Source organism: Rhodococcus sp. IEGM 1305, from assembly GCF_030058635.1.
GTDB lineage: Bacteria > Actinomycetota > Actinomycetes > Mycobacteriales > Mycobacteriaceae > Rhodococcus_F > Rhodococcus_F opacus_D.
Genome location: NZ_JASHKX010000002.1, coordinates 166,808 through 184,323 on the forward strand (window position 1 = coordinate 166,808; position 17,516 = coordinate 184,323).

The window sequence follows — 17,516 nt, forward strand, 5'->3', positions numbered from 1 at the left end:
TCAGAGGAGATGGACCCTCTTGTAGAGGCGCTTGGACGGGCCGCCGACGAGGCCGACGCCATCGAGGAACTGCATCAACTTGGAACCGGACGTGCGAACGGTGTCCTTGTAGTGCTGGTTGTTCTTGGCCTCGGCGGCGGCCCGCTCCGGGTCGAGTCCGGCGTTCGCATACACGTCCTTGCGGATCATGCTCTTCATCACGAAGTACACGACCACCGCGGTGTTGAGGCGCTCGAACTGCAGTCGTGCCCAGCTGGCACCCTCGATGCGGCGGCCGACCTCTTCGCGGGCGAAGCGGATGTGGCGGGCCTCTTCGAGGACGTGGATCTTGCTCACCGTTCGGGTGACGGGCTGGACGCGCTCGTCCTTCATGAAGTCGCGCTGCATCATGTCGAGGATCTCCTCGGCGGCCATCACGCTGGCGTACGCGTTGGCGCCCCGGAATAAGCCGCCCCAGATGCGTCCGAGCTTGTGGATCGCGGGGTGCGGGCCGTAGCTCGGCATGTTGAGGCGTTCACCGGCGCGGGCGAACATCACCGAGTGGCGGCATTCGTCGGCCACCTCGGTGAGCGCGAACTGGACGTGGCGCGAGTGCTTGTCCCGGCCGTACACGTCGCGCAGCAGCATCTGCATGAGCAGGATCTCGAACCACAGTCCGACGCTGGAGACACTGGCGGCCTCGTGCTTGGTGAGCTCGATCTTCTGCTCTTCGGTCATCTCGTCCCAGAGGGCGGTGCCGTACAGCGTGCTCCACTCGGGGGTGAGACCGAACTTGTCGTCGGGGATCGGTGCTTCCCAGTCGACCTCGACCATCGGGTCGTAGGACTTGCGTGCCGACGACGCCAGCAAGCGCTGGGCGGTCTCTTCGCGGTCGGAGACGACGATCGATGCGGTCATCACTACCCCTTGTTCTGTGACTAGGCGGTCAACTAACTGTGACATTCAGTAACTGATACTGAACGATACAATGACGGCGGTCACAAGGGCAACGTCCGATCAGTCGACGTCGGCCAGTTCCTCGTCCTTCCGCGGCGCCGGAGACGACCCTTTCCGGCCCGGCGCCCACACCGCGAGCACCACCGCGGCCGCAAAGCACACGCAGGCCAGGGCGATGGACGCCTCGTCCATTCCCTCGAGGAACGCTTTCCGGGCGAAGCTCGCGAGCTGCTCGCCCTGCGGTCCCGCCGACTGGGCGACGTGCAGCGCGGCGGCCAGGGAACTCGACACGGGCTCCTTCGCGACGTCGGGGACGGCGTCGACGGCCGGCTGGACGTGCCTGCCGTACCCCGCGGCCAAGATGCTGCCTGCCAGTGCGACGCCGATCGCCGCCCCGATCTCGCGTGCCGTGTCGTTGACCGCGGACGCCACTCCCTGTTTCTCATCGGGAGTGTTCTGCACGATTGCGGTGGTGGCGGGTGCCGTGCACAGGCCGATGCCGAACGCGGCCACGACCAGCGGCAGAGCCACCTGGGGGTAACTCGAGTACTCGTCGAGCCGGACCATCAGCAGGATTCCGACACCGAGAATCGCGGCGCCGACGGACAGCAGCGGGCGGAGGCCGACATAGGGGAGGACGAACGGCATCCCCGCGGACAGCATCATCACGGGTACCGCGATGGGGGCGAGCGCGAGCGCCGACTCCAGCGGCGAGTAGCTCAGCACCAGTTGCAGGTACTGCACCGCGAAGAAGAAGAGCCCGAGGATGGCGAGGAACTGCATCAGCAACGACATCGACCCCGACCCGAAGGCGCGGTTGGCGAAGAGCCGGACGTCGAGGAGCGGATGCTCGCGGCGCAACTCGACGAGCGCGAACGCCACCGCGGCGGCGACGCCACCCGCCATGAGCCCGACGACGGCAGGGTCCAGCCAGCCGCGGTGCGGCGCCTCGATCGTGCCGAGCACGAACAGGCCCACCGCCGCCGCGATCGTCACGGTGCCGGGAAGGTCGAGCGGCGCCTGGTCGGTCTGGCGTGAGGAGGCGATGGTGAATCCGGTGAGGAAGAGGACGCCGGACACCACGGCGAGGCTCACGAAGATCGCCTTCCACGACCACTGTTCGAGCAGCAGTCCCGAGACCAGCAGTCCGGCGATCGCGCCCGACCCGGCGACACCCGACCAGATGCCGACGGCCCGGCCGCGCTGGGACAGTGGAAAACCGGCGGTGAGCAGCGACAGCGTCGCCGGCATCACGAAGGCCGCGCCGATGCCGGCGACCGCGCGGGACCCGATGATCCACTCCGGGCTGTCGTTCAGGATCGGAATGGCGGCACCCAGGCCGAAGATCAGCAGTCCGAACATGAGGAGGCCGCGGCGGCCGTAGCGGTCGCCGAGTGCGCCGGCGGGAAGCAGGAGTGCGGCGAGGGTGAGGGTGTAGCCGTCGACGATCCAGGTGAGCTGGCTCTGGCTGGCGCCGGTGTCGCGGGCGAGGTCGGGCAGGGCGGTGTTCAGTGCGGCCATCGCCGCAACGACGAGTGCGACCGCGCAGCACGCGACGGTCAGCATCCAGATCTGCCGAAGGGTCCAGCCGGTGGTGTTGCTCTGTTCGGTGTCCTGCGGTGGTGCGGAGTCCCGAGAGCGCACGATGTAATCCCTCCGTGGAAGTAACGAGACTGTCAGTATCGTTGGTAGACTGGTAGTTCACAAGAGGTGCGGCAGTGGCAGGAACGGGCGGTGCAGATGACCGAGCAGGATCCCCGCAGGCAGCGCTCTCGCGCGAGACTTCTCGACGCCGCGACAACTCTTCTCGCGAAGGGTGGCACCGACGCCGTGACGATCGACGCCGTCACCAAGCTGGCGAACGTGGCTCGGGCCACGCTCTACCGGCATTTCGGCAACGGCACCGAACTGGTCGCCGCGGCGTTCGGGCGGCTGCTCCCACCCGCGCCGACCGTGCCCGCCGACGGCGACCTCCGCGACCGGCTGGTCGAGCTGATGGTCAGTCAGGCGAAACTCATCGAGAGTGCCCCCATGAACGTGACGGCCATGTGCTGGCTCGGCATGGGCCCCGCGCTCGACGACTACTCGAGCGCGACCGCTGTCGAGTCGGACAAACCGGAACTGCGGACGCTGAGGCAGACCATCGTCGAGCAGTACCGGGCGGCATTCGACCAGGTCTTCGGCACACGGGAGGCGGCCGAACGCCTCGGCGAATTCGACTACGACCTCGCTCTCGCTCAACTCATCGGACCACTCGTCTTCACCCGGCTCGCGACCCTGACCCCGCTGGGACGGACCGCGTGTGAGCAGATCGTCGACGACTTCCTCGCCGCACGCGCCGCCCAGGTCGCCGCGGGTCCCGCGAAGCCGACGCTCCTCGAGATACCGCCTGCTCAGGCGTTGTGACGTCGACAGCTCCGCGCGTCGTCATTACCGTGGCACGTGCGCGCGGCACCGGATGCCGCGCGTATCGAATGAATGGTGTGGGAAGGTTTCTCGATGATCACTGATGCACTCAACTGGCTCCTCGGTGCTTGGGGCGGCGTCGCCGCCGGCAGCAGCGGATACTCCATCCCGCCCGGAACCCTTCCCTTCGGAAGCTGACGGTCGCTAGGCGTCCCGGTCTCGACGCAGCACGAACTGTTCGAGTCGTCGAATCCCTCGAACGCGTCGTGGACGTAGCTGCTTGAGGTAGTAACCGGGAGCGTCGGCGAGTTCGTGGGCGAGCGCCTCGTCGATCAGCACCGTGCCGGGACGCGCCGAACCGGTGAGTCGCGCCGCGGTGTTGACGACGGAGCCGTAGAGGTCGCCGAACCGGACGAGCACCGGACCCATCGCGAGTCCTACCCGCAGTTCGGGGTCCGCCTCGTCCGGCAGAACCTTCTCCTGCAGCTGCAGGGCGATCTCCGCAGCATCGGACGGCGACTCGACGGCGAACATCACCTCGTCGCCGACCGTCTTCACCACCCACCCCTGATGCCGGCCGATGACCGACGTCGACGCCGACTCGAATCGTTCCAGAAGGTCGCTCAGTTCCCGGGCACCGAGCTGACGGGTCAGCGACGTGTACCCGACGATGTCCGCAAAGCCGACCACCAGTTTCCGGCTCGCGACCTCCTCGCCGGGATTCCCGACATTGCGACCGGTGGTCGAGGCGATGTGCCTGCGCCACACGTACGCCTGCAACGACTCGACCGCTGGAAGGATCTCGGCGGTGAGTTCGCGCACCTGCTCCCGGATGGCCTGCTCGTCGCTGCCCGCGGACCCCGCGAGCTGATCGACGATGTGGGTGCTGATCAACGAGACCTGCCATTCGGCGAGCCGCGACATCGACTGGCCGAGAGCACGAGCCGCCGCCACCTCGCGTTCCGGTGAGATGATCCCCTGACCGACGAGCGACGCGATCGTGCGCAACGCGGCGGCGTCCCCCTCGGTGAACATGACGCCGTCCGGATCGGTGTCGACCGCGAAACCCATCGACACCCACAGGCGGTCGGCCCGTTCGAGGGACACCCCCGCGAAGTCGGCGATCTCGGCCCGCGTGTAGCGGCGGGGCCCGCCCAGAAGCGACTCCTCGAGATCGGCCTGGACGTCGCGGAGCAGGCTCGGTGAGATCTGCGTCGTCGTTGCGGTCTCGTCGCCGTTCTCCGGTGCTTCCGAGGTCACGTCGTTCCTCTCATTACGTTCGATCCGCCCGCACGATCGCCGGTGCGTCCGCCCTCTCAATCTGCCACTGTGCGAGCCCGTCCGATGCGGAACCGTCGGTGGGGTGTGCGAGAGTTGCGGTGCTCACGAGCGTAACCAGGAGACAGACCAGAAAGGACAGCGCATGCCGCCCCGTAGACGTTCCGGTGCCGCCGCACCGGATCACCTGACCGCGGAGAATCTCGAGACCCTCGCTGCCGCGATCGCGGAAGGTAAGCGGGCCACCGTGTATCTGCGCGAGGCGATGCCCAGCCTCGGGCTCGAGGCCGGAGCCTCGGCGAAAGTTATCTCGGTGCAAGGCAATACGCTCTTGATCCGACCCAAGGGCGTCGACGACGAGCTCCCCTTCGAAGCGGAGGAGCTTCTGATGAGACGAATTCCGGCACCCAAGCCTGCGCCCGCACCCGCCGCCCGCGCGACACCGGTCGTGCACCAGGAGATCGAACCCGGCCCGCCCCCTGCCCCCAAGGCACCCGCCGCCAAGACCGTCGCGACGCCTGCGCCCACCGCTGCCGCGGTCCCGAAACCCGCCGCGGCACCGGCCAAACGCACCAGCAAGAAAGTGCCCGCGGGGGTCAGTGTCACCATCCACGCCGGCGCCGACAACGACTGGAGCGTCACCGTCGCGCACGGCGCCAAGCGCCCCGGCAAGGCCGTCCCCGTCTCTCCGGACGCCGTCGAACGCGCCGTCCGGGAACTCGGCGAGGAGACGGCGATCGAGGCCGTCGAGTCGATCATCGTGGCGGCACGCAACCTCGCGGCGGCCCGGGTGGACGAGCTGAGCCGGCAACTCGAGGACGCCCGCAAGGCACTGGAGGCACTCGGCGCCGTCGAGTAGCGCCCGGGTGAGTAACGGTCGCGGTCTCTACATCGGCATTCCCCCCACAGGTCTTGCGTGGGGTGGGATTCTTATGGGGAGACACGCGGCCGTCGGGGCTCATCCGGGAAGGTTCGAAAAATGTTGAAACGATTCGCGGCGGTTGTTGCGGCGACAGCGGGAATTCTGGGATTCGTTGCGGCGGGGTCCGCGACAGCAGCTCCGGCCGCCGTCTTGGGGGGCGGTTCGGGGATCGTGGTGAACGACGAACTCGTCTGCTCACTCACCACCATCGGACACGACAACGCGGGCAGGCTCGTCGGCCTGACGGCGGGCCATTGCGGTGAACCGGGCTCCTACGTGGTGCCCGAAGCCAGTCAGGACAGCGGCATCGTCGGAGAGTTCGTCGTCTCCAATCCCGCTCTCGACTACGCGGTGATCCAATTCGACCCGGCGGAGGTCGTCCCGGTCAACCGGGTCGGCGGCGTCACCATCACCCACATCGGCGCACCGGCAGCCTTCCCGCAGGTGGCGTGCAAAGAAGGCCGCACCACGGGAAACACCTGCGGCATCGTCTACGGCGACCTCATGCAGACAGGGGAGACGTGGACCCAGGCCTGCGTGATCGAGGGTGACTCGGGCGCACCGATGGTCGTCGGCACCACCCTGGTGGCCATGGTCAACGCCTACCTCGCGGCACCGTGCATCGGCCCGGAGATCGGCACCAACCTCAACTCGATCATCGCCGACATGAACGCGAGCGGCGGTCCCGGCGCCGGGTTCCGGCCCATCTAGGCGCCTCCGGCGCTCGTGCGCCTTTTTGGTAGCCAGGACAACCAGAAAGGCGCACGGGCGCGAAGCGCCTACCCGCAGACGGCGCCGCCCGACGCGGAACCGACCAGCTTCGTGTACTTGGCCAGGACCCCACGGGTGTAGCGCGGGGGCAGCGGCTCCCACCCGTTCTTGCGGCCGGCGAGTTCCTCTTCGTCGACGAGCAGTTCGAGGGTGCCCGTCCCGACGTCCAGCCGGATCTGGTCGCCGTCGCGGACGAACGCGATGGGACCACCGTCGACGGCCTCCGGTGCCACGTGGCCGACGCACAGGCCGGTGGTGCCGCCGGAGAATCGGCCGTCGGTGAGCAGGAGGACGTCCTTGCCCAGTCCGGCACCCTTGATCGCGCCGGTGATCGCGAGCATCTCGCGCATGCCGGGTCCGCCCTTGGGACCCTCGTAGCGGATGACCACGACGTCGCCGTTCGTGATGGTGCCGTCCTCGAGGGCGTCCATCGCGGCCCGTTCCCGTTCGAAGACGCGGGCGGTGCCGGTGAAGACGTCGGAGTCGAACCCGGCCGACTTCACCACCGCGCCGCCCGGGGCGAGGGACCCCTTGAGGATCGTGATCCCGCCGGTCGGGTGGATGGGCGAACTCATCGCGCGGAGCACCTTGCCGTCCGGGTCGGGAGGGGCGATGGCCGACAGGTTCTCGGCCATGGTCTTGCCGGTGACGGTGAGGCAGTCGCCGTGCAGCATCCCGGCGTCGAGCAGGGCCTTCATGATGACGGGGACGCCACCGATGTGGTCGACGTCCTTCATCACGTGCTTGCCGAACGGTTTGACGTCCGCGAGGTGCGGGACGCGGGCGCCGACGCGGGAGAAGTCGTCGAGGGTGAGTTCCACATCCGCTTCGCTCGCGATCGCCAGCAGGTGCAGGACGGCGTTGGTGGAACCGCCGAAGGCCATGACCACGGCGATGGCGTTCTCGAACGCCTCCTTGGTGAGGATGTCCCTGGCGGTGATGCCGCGGCGGAGCAGTTCGACGACGGCTTCCCCGCTGCGCCTCGCGAATCCGTCGCGACGACGGTCGGTGGCGGGCGGGGAGGCGCTGCCGGGTAGTGACATGCCGAGCGCCTCGGCGGCGCTGGCCATCGTGTTCGCGGTGTACATTCCGCCGCACGCGCCCTCGCCGGGACAGATGGCACGTTCGATGGCGTCGACGTCCTCACGGCTCATCAGTCCACGTGAACAGGCGCCGACCGCCTCGAACGCGTCGATGATGGTGACGTCGCGTTCGGTGCCGTCGGACAGTTTGGCGACACCCGGCAGGATCGAACCGGCGTAGAGGAACACGCTCGCGAGGTCGAGGCGGGCCGCGGCCATCAGCATGCCGGGCAGGGACTTGTCGCAACCGGCGAGCAGCACCGACCCGTCGAGGCGTTCGGCCTGCATCACCGTTTCCACGCTGTCGGCGATCACCTCACGGGAGACGAGGGAGAAGTGCATGCCCTCGTGTCCCATCGAGATGCCGTCGGACACGGAGATGGTGCCGAACTCGAGGGGATATCCGCCTGCGGCGTGGACGCCGTCCTTGACGGCCTTCGCGAGCCGGTCGAGCGACAGGTTGCAGGGGGTGATCTCGTTCCAGGACGACGCCACGCCGATCTGGGATTTCCCCCAGTCGTCGTCGCCCATGCCCACCGCACGGAGCATTCCGCGCGCTGCGGTCTTCTCCAGTCCGTCGGTGACATCACGGCTGCGGGGTTTGGGATCCGGGGTACTCATGTGTCCCAGCGTAGGCGGGACCCTCCGCGGCGGTTGGTTAACTGCGTTGCCGGGGATCGCGACCGGTCAGGGCGATCAGGCGGTCCTGCAGCGGCGCGTCGTCCGGAAGGTCGACGGGGTCGGCGAACAGCCCGCTCTCGGAGAGCATCTCGCGTTGGCCGTCGAGATCCGACCAGACGCCGGCGACGAGTTGCGGGTCGAGTGTGTCGTCGGATCCGGTGGCCTTGGCGAGGTCCCATGCGTGGATGGTGACGTCGGCGATCTGCTGCCGCAGATACGGCTCGAGTGGCACCGTCCCGTAGGACAGGTGGACCTTCGTCTGCGGGTCGGTCGACGACCACGCGTGGATGGCCGCGTCCGAATACCGCTGCCATTCCGAGCGCATGTCGCCGTGCAGCGGCTCGATGTCCGGGGTCGCTTCGCCGACCGTTTTCCCCGCAAGTAGTGGGGGAACCCACTGCTGTTCCTCGATGACGTGCCGCACCAGCTGGGTGACGTCCCATTCGCGGTCCGGGGTCGGCGCCGACCAGTCGGTGATCGCGGCGACCCGTGCACCGAACTCGCGGTGGGCGATGCGGGCGAGTTCGAACCAGTCGAATGCCATGCCTTCAGGGTAGAGGCAGCCGGGTCACGATCAGCGCGATTCCAAACGATGCACCTGTCGGGGTGCTCGGGAAGGATGGGGCGCATGACCAACATCCCCACCGTGCAGTTGTCCGAAGGCCTCACCGTCAGCGCGCAGGGCTACGGCGCCATGTCCGTCGCCCCCGTGTACGGCCCCGTCGATGCCGCGGAGGCGCTCGCGACCCTCCACCACGCCATCGACATCGGAGTGACGTTCATCGACACGGCCAACGTGTACGGAGACGGCGCGAGTGAGATCGCGGTGGGCACGGTGCTGAAGGAACGCCGCGACGAGGTGCAGCTGGCCACCAAGTTCGGTCTCGTCGGCAACATCGCGAACGGCCGGCGCAGCATCAACGGCAAGCCCGACTACGTGGCGCAGGCCCTCGACGAATCGCTGTCCCGGCTCGGCGTCGACACCGTCGATCTGTACTACCTGCACCGTGTCGACCCCGAGGTGCCCATCGAGGACACCGTCGGCGCGATCGCGGAACAGGTGAAGGCAGGCAAGGTCCGCAACATCGGACTGTCGGAGGCGACCGGCGACGAACTGCGTCGCGCGTCACAGGTGCACCCGATCGCCGCGATCCAGAGCGAGTGGAGCATCTGGAGTCGCGACGTCGAGAAGCACGTGGTTCCCGCGGCGGCCGAACTGGGCATCGGCTTCGTGCCGTACTCCCCGGTGGGCCGCGGCTTCCTCACCGGAACGTACGACCCGGCCACGCTGGGCGACAAGGATCTGCGCCGCCGGTTCCCGCGTTTCGGCGACGATGCGCTGCCCGCGAACCTCAAGGTGCTCGACGTCGTCCGCGAGGTCGCTGCCGAGCTCGACGCGACGCCCGCCCAGGTGTCGCTGGCGTGGCTGGACGCGAAGGGCCGCGAATTCGGGTTGCCGTCCGTGTCGATTCCCGGCACCCGGTTCGCGGCGCGCGTCACGGAGAACGCCGGCGCGCTCGCACTCACGCTGACCGAGGGGCAGATCGCGCGTCTGGACCTGCTCGCGGATCTCACCGTCGGCGAGCGCACGGCCGATCCGACCTGGGTGTCGCTGGGTCGCGAGTGACTTCACTCAGCGGGTAATGCCTGCTGGGGGGTAGTTTGATCTGCGATGAGCAGAGTGTGGTTGGTGTGGGGCGTCGGGGTTGTCGCTTATATCGTCGCCGTCCTGCACCGAACCTCGTTCGGTGTGTCGGGCCTCGCGGCGACGGAACGATTTTCGATCAGTCCGAGTGTGTTGTCGGGGTTCGTCGTACTTCAGATCGTGGTGTACGCGGGGATGCAGATCCCGGCCGGTGTGCTCCTCGACCGGTACGGGTCGCGGATCATGATCTCCGCGGGCGCCCTCATCATGGCCTCGGCGCAGATGCTCCTCGCGCTCACCGAATCGCTGCCGCTGGCGGTCGCCGCGCGCGTTCTCGTCGGCGTCGGCGACGCGATGACGTTCATCTCCGTGCTGCGCCTGGTGCCGCAGTGGTTCGCGCCGCGGCGGGTCCCGCTCGTGTCGCAGCTGACCGGCATCTTCGGTCAGATCGGTCAGATCCTGTCGGCGCTGCCGTTGATGCTGTTGCTGAACGGGCCGGGCTGGAGTTTCGCGTACGGCAGCGCGGCGTCGCTCGGTTTGCTGTCGTTCGTGCTCGCCGTCTCCGTCATCCGCAATGCGCCTCCCGGTCTGGAGGTGGTGGCCGCGCCCGCCGGACTGCGGGAGGTGGGCAGACAGATCCGCGCCGTGTGGGGCCGTCCCGGCACCCGGCTCGGGTTCTTCACGCACATGGGCACGCAGTTCTCGATGACCACGTTCGCCCTGCTGTGGGGTGTGCCGTACCTGAGGTCGGCGCAGGGGTTGTCGCCGGCGGAGGCCGGTTCGCTGCTGACGCTGTCGGTGATCTCGGCGATCGTGGCCGGGCCGATCATCGGCATCCTCAGCGGGCGCTTCCCGATGCGCCGCTCCTATCTGGTGCTGGCCATCATGATCAGCAACGCGGCGATCTGGACCGTCGTCCTGTCGCTGCCGGATCCGGCGCCGATGTGGTTGCTGATCGTGCTGGTGATGGTGATCTCGGTGGGCGGCCCCGGTTCGATGATCGGCTTCGACTACGCCCGCATGTTCAATCCCAGCACCAGCATGGGAACGGCGCAGGGAATGGTCAACATCGGCGGCTTCCTGGCGTCGTTGCTGGTCATCCAGGCGATGGGTCTCATTCTCGACGCGATGGGCGGGTACTCGTTCGACGCGTTCCGGGTGGCCTGGCTCGTGCAGTACCCGGTCTGGATCGTGGCGATCACGGGTGTTCTGGTGACGCGGGGGAAGACGCGGAAGCAGATGGGGTTGGTGTTGCGGCCCATCCGTCAGGTGTGGCGGGAGCGGGGCGGTCGCCGAAAGGGCTAGTTACACTCTTACATGATGTGTAACACTATAACGCATGAGCAATGAGCGATCGGAAGATCACGCCGTCCTGACGGCACCCCCGATGCAGTGGGACGCCTGGGGCGCGCCGGAAAAGCACAAGGTCCTCTCGGACGGCATCAAGGGACTGCTGCAGCAGGCCCTCGGCGTCACGATCAGGGAGCCCTCCGACCGGGCGGCCGACGACGTCGTTCTGGCTCCGAGCGCACTGTCCGACCAGCAGGTCGCCGCGCTCGCGGACATCGTCGGAGAACAGTTCTGCAGCACCGCGCACTCCGACCGGCTGCTGCGTTCCGGCGGCAAGAGCACGCTCGACCTGCTGCGCCGCCGCAGCATGGAACCGCAGAACGCACCCGACGCCGTGGTCACTCCCGGCACGGACGACGAGGTCGCCGACGTGCTCCGATACTGCGCCGACCACGGCATCGCCGTGGTGCCGTTCGGTGGCGGAACGAGCGTGGTCGGCGGGCTCGACCCCGTGCGCGACCGATTCGACGCCGTCGTCTCGCTGGACCTGCGCCGGTTCGACGCGCTCGTCGACCTCGACACCGACTCCGGCATCGCGACGCTGGGAGCGGGTGTGACGGGTCCGCTGGCCGAGGAACTGCTCGGCGCGCACGGCTTCTCGCTCGGGCACTTCCCGCAGAGCTTCATGTTCGCGACCATCGGCGGCTTCGCGGCCACCCGGTCGTCGGGGCAGGCGTCCGCGGGGTACGGGCGGTTCGAGGACATGGTGCAGGGACTGCGGGTGGTGACCCCCACCGGGACCCTCGACACGGGGCGCGCCCCGGCCTCCGCGGCGGGTCCGGACCTCGGCGAACTGTTCGTCGGGTCGGAGGGCACGCTCGGTGTCATCACCCGGGTGCGGGTGCGGGTGCACGCGGTCCCCGACACCACCGTCCGGGAAGGGTGGAGTTTCCCCGACTTCGAGACGGGCGCGGCGGCTCTGCGGGCGCTGCGGCAGGAAGGTGCGGTCCCGACCGTGTTGCGACTGTCCGACGAGGCGGAGACGGCGGTGAACCTCGCGACCACCGACAAGATCGGTGAGGAGACCGTCACCGGCGGCTGCCTGGCGATCACGACGTTCGAGGGCACGGCCGAGCACACCGCGGAGCGGACGGCGGAGGCACGTGCCGTCCTGGTGGCGCACGGCGGCACGTCCCTGGGCGAGGGACCCGGAAACGGCTGGGAGCACGGCCGTTTCGACGCACCGTACCTGCGCGACTCGCTGCTCGACGCCGGAGCGCTGTGTGAGACGCTGGAAACCGCGACCACCTGGGGCAACCTCGCTGCGCTCCGCACGGCCGTGACCGCCGCGCTGACGGAGTCGCTGTCCGGGCAGGGCACCCCGCCGCTCGTGCTCTGCCACATCTCGCACACGTACCCGACCGGCGCCTCGCTGTACTTCACTGTCGTGTCCGCGCAGGCGGACGACCCGATCGAACAGTGGCGGAAGGCCAAGGCCGCCGCCGGGGATGCGATCGTCGCCGCCGGCGGCACCATCACGCACCACCACGCGGTCGGGGTCGACCACCGCCCGTGGATGCGGGACGAGATCGGCGACCTGGGCGTCGCGATCCTGCGGGCGGTCAAGGACACGGTCGACCCGGCGGGAATCCTCAACCCCGGCAAGCTGATTCCGTGAGCACCCAGCAGGTGATCGAGAAGGTCACCGTCCTCGTCAACCCCCTCGCCGGGCACGGTCACGCACCCGTCGCCGGCCGCAAGGGGGTGGCCCGCCTGCGTGAGCGCGGGGTCGCCGTCACCGAGATCATCGGGACGGACGCCGATCACGCGCGCATGCTGGCCCGCCGGGCGATCGACGACGGCACCGACGCGCTCGTCGTCGTCGGCGGGGACGGCGCCATCAGCATCGGGTTGCAGGCGGCGGCGCAGTCCGGGACACCGGTCGGACTGATCCCGGCCGGCACCGGCAACGACCACGCGCGCGAATTCGGTATCCCCGTCGGCGATCCCGTCGCCGCGGCCGACGTGATCGCCGACGGGGAGGTGCAGGAGTCCGACCTCGCCAGGATCACGCTCACAGACGGCGCGGTGGTGTGGGCGGGCACCATCGTCGCGAGCGGATTCGACTCGCTCGTCACGGACCGCGCCAACCGGATGTCCTGGCCGAAGGGTCCGATGCGGTACAACCTCGCGATGCTCGCCGAACTGACGCAGCTCCGCCCGCTGCACTACACCATCGAACTGGACGAGGAGACGTTCCAGGTGGACGCCACCCTCGTGGCGGTGGGCAACGGACGCTCCTACGGCGGCGGCATGCAGATCTGCCCGGGTGCCGACAAGACCGACGGCCTGCTCGACGTCACGGTCGTCGACTACGGTCGCCGGTCGAGGCTGGTCCGCTTGTTCCCCCGGGTCTACAAGGGCACACACGTGGATCTCCCCGATGTACAGACCTACCGTTCACGGACGGTGCGACTGCAGTGCGACGGCATCACGGCCTACGCGGACGGCGACCGGGTCGGCCCGCTGCCGGTCACCATCGAGGCGGTGCCGGACGCCCTGCGCATCCTCAGCCACACCCCGGCCTGAGCGGTCACAACCCGCGCAACCGGTCCATCTCGCGGCGTTCGCGTTTGGTGGGCCGGCCGGCGCCGCGGTCGCGCTGCGGTATCGACGCGAGGACTTCGCGCGGTGGGGGCGGCGGTGTGTTGTCGGTGTAGCACTCGACCGCCACCACCGCGCCGACCCGTTTGGTGATCGGCCGGACGACCTCGACGATGCGTTCGACACCTGCCGCGCGAATGCGGACCTCGTCACCGGTCTTGACCGCCTGCGCCGGTTTGGCGGTGGTGCCGTTGACCCGCACGTGCCCCGACCTGCAGGCGGCCGCCGCCGCGGAGCGTGTCTTGAAGAGCCGGATCGCCCAGGTCCAGCTGTCGACCCGGACGCTCGCGGGATCGGTACCGGAAATCGCCACCCGACCAGGATACGAAAGGGTGCGACTCGATTGCTGATCGCGGGTGCCGCCTTCAGGTATCGGGCGCGGTCGTCCAGAACGCCGGGCGTGGGCTGACACGATAAACGGAGTGCGCTTTCCACTTCAGGTAGCATCGAGTTCATGGTGAAGCCGGGGTCGAAAGAGGCACGGGATGCGTGCAGGCAGGCGTTGCGCACCGACGCCGAGCGCAACCGCTCGCGCGTCGTCGATGCGGCGCAGGAGGTGTTCGCCGAGCAAGGGTTGACGGCCTCCATGGCCGAGGTCGCCCGGCGAGCCGGGGTCGGCATCGCGACGTTGTATCGCCGTTTCCCCACCAGGGAGGATCTGATCACCGATGTCTTCGCCGACAAGATGAGCGCCTACGTCGACGCCGTCGACGAGGCCGCGGCCGACCCCGATCCGTGGAACGGTTTCTGCGCCTACGTCGAGCGGGTGTGCGCCATGCAGGCGGAAGATCGCGGCTTCACTCACGTGCTCACCATGACGTTCCCCACCGCAAGCGAATTCGAGGCGAAGCGGGCCGAGGCCTACCGCGGCTTCGAGCGGCTGATCGAACGCGCCAAGGAGACGGGTCGGCTGCGCGCGGACTTCTCCTCCCAGGACCTGGTGTTGCTTCTGATGGCGAACGCGGGGGTGGTCGAGGCGACGGGCGCCGCGGCCCCTGATGCCTGGCGTCGTCTCATGGGCTACATGCTCCAGGCGTTCTCGGCTGACGGCGCCGCACCGCTGCCGCCTGCACCCACTCCGTCGGCGATGCACGAGGCAATGGTGGGGGTGACGTGTGGAGCAGCGAACGGCCGATGACGTGACCGGACTGCTGAGTCTCCGAAGCTCCGACGGGGGACGGGATCTCACCCGATTCCTGATGTCGTACAAATTCGGCATCGACGAGATGATGACCAAGATCAACATCTTGAAGGACGAGTTCACCTACATTCACGAGTACACCCCGATCGAGCACGTGAAGTCGAGGCTGAAGTCGGCCGACAGCGTGCTGGGCAAGGCTGCCCGCAAAGGTATTCCGCTCACTCTCGACTCCATCCGCGACAACATCCACGACATCGCCGGAATCCGGATCACCTGCAGCTTCATTCAGGACGCGTACCGGATCAGCGACCTGTTGACGGGCCAGCAGGACATCACCCTCATCGAGGTCAAGGATTACATCGCCGAACCCAAACCCAACGGATACCGGAGCCTGCATCTGATCGTCGAGGTTCCGGTGTTCATGTCCGACCGCGTCGAATCGGTGCGGGTGGAGATCCAGATCCGTACGGTGGCCATGGATTTCTGGGCAAGCCTCGAGCACAAGATCTTCTACAAGTACGACAAGGCGGTCCCGGCCGCGCTGCTGGACGAGTTGAAGGATGCTGCCGACGTGGCCCGCAATCTCGACGTCAAGATGGAGGCCCTCCACGACGAGGTGCGCGAACACGGGGCAGCGCTACACGTCATCGCTTCGGTGGAGTAGGGCTCGACCGGGCGATTGCCGGTTGCACTGCCGGACCGGTGACGTCGCAATGTGGTTTGCATGCAACCGAATCCGGGACGGGACCAAGCGGGGTGGGAGCGGGCGGGGCGGGCGCCCGGATCAGGGCTGCGGCGATGGTCGCCCCGACCAGGAGCAGTGCGATGCAGATGTACATCGCGATGCGGAAGCCGTGCGAGAAACTGGTGGGGTCGATCATGCTCTCGGCGTCGATCCCGGCGATCCCGGGGAGCGCGGCCACCGCCAGTAGCTGGCTGGTGCGCGCGACGGCGTTGTTCACTCCGGAGGCGATGCCGGACTGGTCCACCGGGACGGACCCGAGCACGGCGGCGGTCAGCGGCGCGACCATGGCGGACAGTCCGAGGCCGAAGACGACGACGCCGGGGAGCACGACCGTCCAATAGTTCGCACCCGGCCCGATCCGGGTCATCAACAGCAGGCCGACCGCTGCGAGTGCGGGCCCGACGGTCATCGGCAACCTGGGGCCGTGGGTCTGGGCGTAGCTGCCGGCGCGGGAGGAGAACGCCAGCATCGCCAGCGTGATCGGGATGGTGGCGACCCCGGCTTCGATCGGCGAGTATCCGGCCACCAACTGCAATTGCAGGACAAGCAGGAAGAAGACGCCGCCGAGTGCGGCGTACACGGCGAGCGTCACCAGGTTCGCCGCCACGAACATGCGCGACGCGAACAGGCTCGGCGGCACCAGGGCGTTCGGTGAGCGCCGTTCCACCACGACGAACGCGATCAGCGCGACGGTCCCGACCACCCCGGCGATCAGGTTCATCTCGATCAGACCGTAGGTGAGCGCGCCGAGGCCGATCACTGCGCACACCGACCCGACCACGTCGAGATGATCGGGAGGATGCGGGTCGCGGCTCTCGGGGACGTGCCGCATCGATGCCCACACGACGACGGCGGCGAGCGGAAGATTGAGCAGGAACACCGACCGCCAGCCTGCCACCTCCACCAGCCAGCCACCCAGTAGCGGCCCGATCGCCCCGGCCACCCCGCCGAGGCCCGACCACAGTCCGATCGCGGCGCCCCGGTCGTCTTCGTGGATCGACGCCGAGATCAGCGCGAGGCTGCCGGGGGTCAGCATCGCGGCCCCGACACCCTGCAGGATCCGCGCGATCACGAGCATCGTGATGTCGGGTGCGATGCCGCACAGGAGTGACGCCGCCGCGAACCAGACCGTCCCCCAGACGAAGACGCGGCGCCTGCCCCAGCGATCCCCGAGCGCCCCGCCCAGCAGGATCAGCGACGCCAGGGCGAGGGTGTAGCCGCTCAAGACCCACTGCATTCCCGCGACATCCGACCCGAGGTCCTCGCCGATGTGCGGCAGGGCGATGTTCACCACCGTGCCGTCCAGTAGCGCGAGGCTCGAGCCGAGAACGGTGGCGGTGACCACCCACCGTCCCTGGCGGGTGCTCAGGCGCAGCACTGTCTCGGTCATCTCCCCATGGTGCGCCGCCGTCCAGGCAGCGGGGTGCTCGTTGCGATTTCTCGCGCCGGCTTCGGCATACTCGAGCACGTGTACATCGAAGTCGACGACCTGTCCCGTGAGGCCGTGCACGGTCTGCTGGCCGAGCACCTGGCGGACATGCGTGCGACGTCGCCGCCCGACAGTGTTCACGCCCTCGATCTGCCCGGTTTGCGGGACCCGTCGGTCACCGTGTGGACGCTGTGGGGCGAGGAGACCGTGCTGGGAACCGTGGCTCTGCGTGAGCTCTCGCCGGCCGAAGGTGAGATCAAGTCGATGCGGACTGCCGCGGAGGCGCGCGGGCGGGGTGTGGCCACCCGGCTCCTCGCGCACCTCGTCGACGAGGCGCGGGCACGCGGGTACGTCCGGCTCAGCCTCGAGACCGGCGTCGAGGATTTCTTCGCCCCGGCCAGGCGTCTGTACACCGAGCACGGCTTCACCGAATGTCCCCCGTTCGGGGACTACGGCAACGATCCGAACAGCATCTTCTTCACACTCTCCCTGTGACGGCCCTGTCCGTGCGACACTTTCCGCCACG

17 protein-coding genes are annotated in these 17,516 nt (G+C 68.3%); 10 read left to right on the plus strand and 7 right to left on the minus strand.

Annotated features, from left to right (window positions below; translation table 11 throughout):
• Both QM693_RS04620 and QM693_RS04625 read right to left on the minus strand, forming a co-directional pair.
• Window positions 1-897, minus strand: a complete 897-nt coding sequence (locus QM693_RS04620) for an AurF N-oxygenase family protein (RefSeq protein ID WP_283351561.1) — start codon at window positions 895-897, stop codon at window positions 1-3.
• A gap of 99 nt (window positions 898-996) precedes the next feature.
• Window positions 997-2,580 (minus strand): MFS transporter, encoded by a 1,584-nt coding sequence (locus QM693_RS04625; RefSeq protein WP_283330805.1) that lies wholly within the window; start codon window positions 2,578-2,580, stop codon window positions 997-999.
• Window positions 2,581-2,670: 90 nt separating this feature from the next.
• On the opposite strand from QM693_RS04625, the gene QM693_RS04630 reads away from it, so the two are divergent.
• A complete protein-coding gene (locus QM693_RS04630; RefSeq protein WP_283351562.1) occupies window positions 2,671-3,342 on the plus strand; it encodes a TetR/AcrR family transcriptional regulator in 672 nt (223 codons plus the stop codon).
• Window positions 3,343-3,546: 204 nt separating this feature from the next.
• Here the strand turns inward: QM693_RS04630 and QM693_RS04635 are convergent, their stop codons facing one another.
• Entirely contained in the window at window positions 3,547-4,602 is a 1,056-nt protein-coding gene (locus QM693_RS04635; RefSeq protein WP_283330807.1) for an adenylate/guanylate cyclase domain-containing protein, read from the minus strand.
• Window positions 4,603-4,765: 163 nt separating this feature from the next.
• On the opposite strand from QM693_RS04635, the gene QM693_RS04640 reads away from it, so the two are divergent.
• Both QM693_RS04640 and QM693_RS04645 read left to right on the plus strand, forming a co-directional pair.
• On the plus strand, window positions 4,766-5,479 hold the full coding sequence (locus QM693_RS04640; protein ID WP_283351563.1) for a DUF6319 family protein: 714 nt from the start codon (window positions 4,766-4,768) through the stop codon (window positions 5,477-5,479).
• A gap of 120 nt (window positions 5,480-5,599) precedes the next feature.
• Entirely contained in the window at window positions 5,600-6,253 is a 654-nt protein-coding gene (locus QM693_RS04645; RefSeq protein ID WP_283330809.1) for a S1 family peptidase, read from the plus strand.
• A 68-nt stretch (window positions 6,254-6,321) separates the two neighbouring features.
• On the opposite strand, the gene ilvD is transcribed toward QM693_RS04645, so the two are convergent.
• Both ilvD and QM693_RS04655 read right to left on the minus strand, forming a co-directional pair.
• Entirely contained in the window at window positions 6,322-8,016 is a 1,695-nt protein-coding gene (gene ilvD, locus QM693_RS04650) for a dihydroxy-acid dehydratase (RefSeq protein WP_065489475.1), read from the minus strand.
• A gap of 37 nt (window positions 8,017-8,053) precedes the next feature.
• The gene (locus QM693_RS04655) at window positions 8,054-8,620 is read right to left on the minus strand and encodes a TIGR03086 family metal-binding protein (RefSeq protein WP_283351564.1); all 567 of its coding nucleotides are present in this window, start codon (window positions 8,618-8,620) and stop codon (window positions 8,054-8,056) included.
• An 84-nt stretch (window positions 8,621-8,704) separates the two neighbouring features.
• Between QM693_RS04655 and QM693_RS04660 the strand changes: the two genes are divergently transcribed.
• From QM693_RS04660 to QM693_RS04675, 4 genes are all read left to right on the plus strand, one after another.
• The gene (locus QM693_RS04660) at window positions 8,705-9,703 is read left to right on the plus strand and encodes an aldo/keto reductase (RefSeq protein ID WP_105414220.1); all 999 of its coding nucleotides are present in this window, start codon (window positions 8,705-8,707) and stop codon (window positions 9,701-9,703) included.
• A 45-nt stretch (window positions 9,704-9,748) separates the two neighbouring features.
• Window positions 9,749-11,026 carry an MFS transporter gene (locus QM693_RS04665; protein ID WP_283351565.1) on the plus strand — a complete coding sequence of 426 codons (1,278 nt, stop codon included), beginning with the start codon at window positions 9,749-9,751 and terminating at the stop codon, window positions 11,024-11,026.
• A gap of 82 nt (window positions 11,027-11,108) precedes the next feature.
• Window positions 11,109-12,689, plus strand: a complete 1,581-nt coding sequence (locus QM693_RS04670) for an FAD-binding oxidoreductase (protein WP_283351802.1) — start codon at window positions 11,109-11,111, stop codon at window positions 12,687-12,689.
• A complete protein-coding gene (locus QM693_RS04675; protein ID WP_280778510.1) occupies window positions 12,686-13,600 on the plus strand; it encodes a diacylglycerol kinase in 915 nt (304 codons plus the stop codon). The genes QM693_RS04670 and QM693_RS04675 overlap by 4 nt, the downstream gene beginning before the upstream one ends.
• A gap of 4 nt (window positions 13,601-13,604) precedes the next feature.
• Here QM693_RS04675 and QM693_RS04680 read toward each other — a convergent pair whose 3' ends face one another.
• On the minus strand, window positions 13,605-13,988 hold the full coding sequence (locus tag QM693_RS04680) for an RNA-binding S4 domain-containing protein (protein WP_283351566.1): 384 nt from the start codon (window positions 13,986-13,988) through the stop codon (window positions 13,605-13,607).
• 141 nt (window positions 13,989-14,129) lie between these two features.
• Between QM693_RS04680 and QM693_RS04685 the strand changes: the two genes are divergently transcribed.
• Entirely contained in the window at window positions 14,130-14,813 is a 684-nt protein-coding gene (locus tag QM693_RS04685; protein ID WP_283351567.1) for a TetR/AcrR family transcriptional regulator, read from the plus strand.
• Complete coding sequence (locus QM693_RS04690) at window positions 14,791-15,480, plus strand: GTP pyrophosphokinase (protein WP_005255930.1); 690 nt, start codon at window positions 14,791-14,793, stop codon at window positions 15,478-15,480. Before QM693_RS04685 ends, QM693_RS04690 begins: the two co-directional genes overlap by 23 nt.
• Here the strand turns inward: QM693_RS04690 and QM693_RS04695 are convergent.
• Entirely contained in the window at window positions 15,461-16,951 is a 1,491-nt protein-coding gene (locus tag QM693_RS04695) for an MFS transporter (protein WP_283330814.1), read from the minus strand. The genes QM693_RS04690 and QM693_RS04695 overlap by 20 nt on opposite strands.
• A 6-nt stretch (window positions 16,952-16,957) precedes the next feature.
• Between QM693_RS04695 and QM693_RS04700 the strand changes: the two genes are divergently transcribed.
• On the plus strand, window positions 16,958-17,485 hold the full coding sequence (locus QM693_RS04700; protein ID WP_283351568.1) for a GNAT family N-acetyltransferase: 528 nt from the start codon (window positions 16,958-16,960) through the stop codon (window positions 17,483-17,485).
• Window positions 17,486-17,516: the final 31 nt, after the last annotated feature.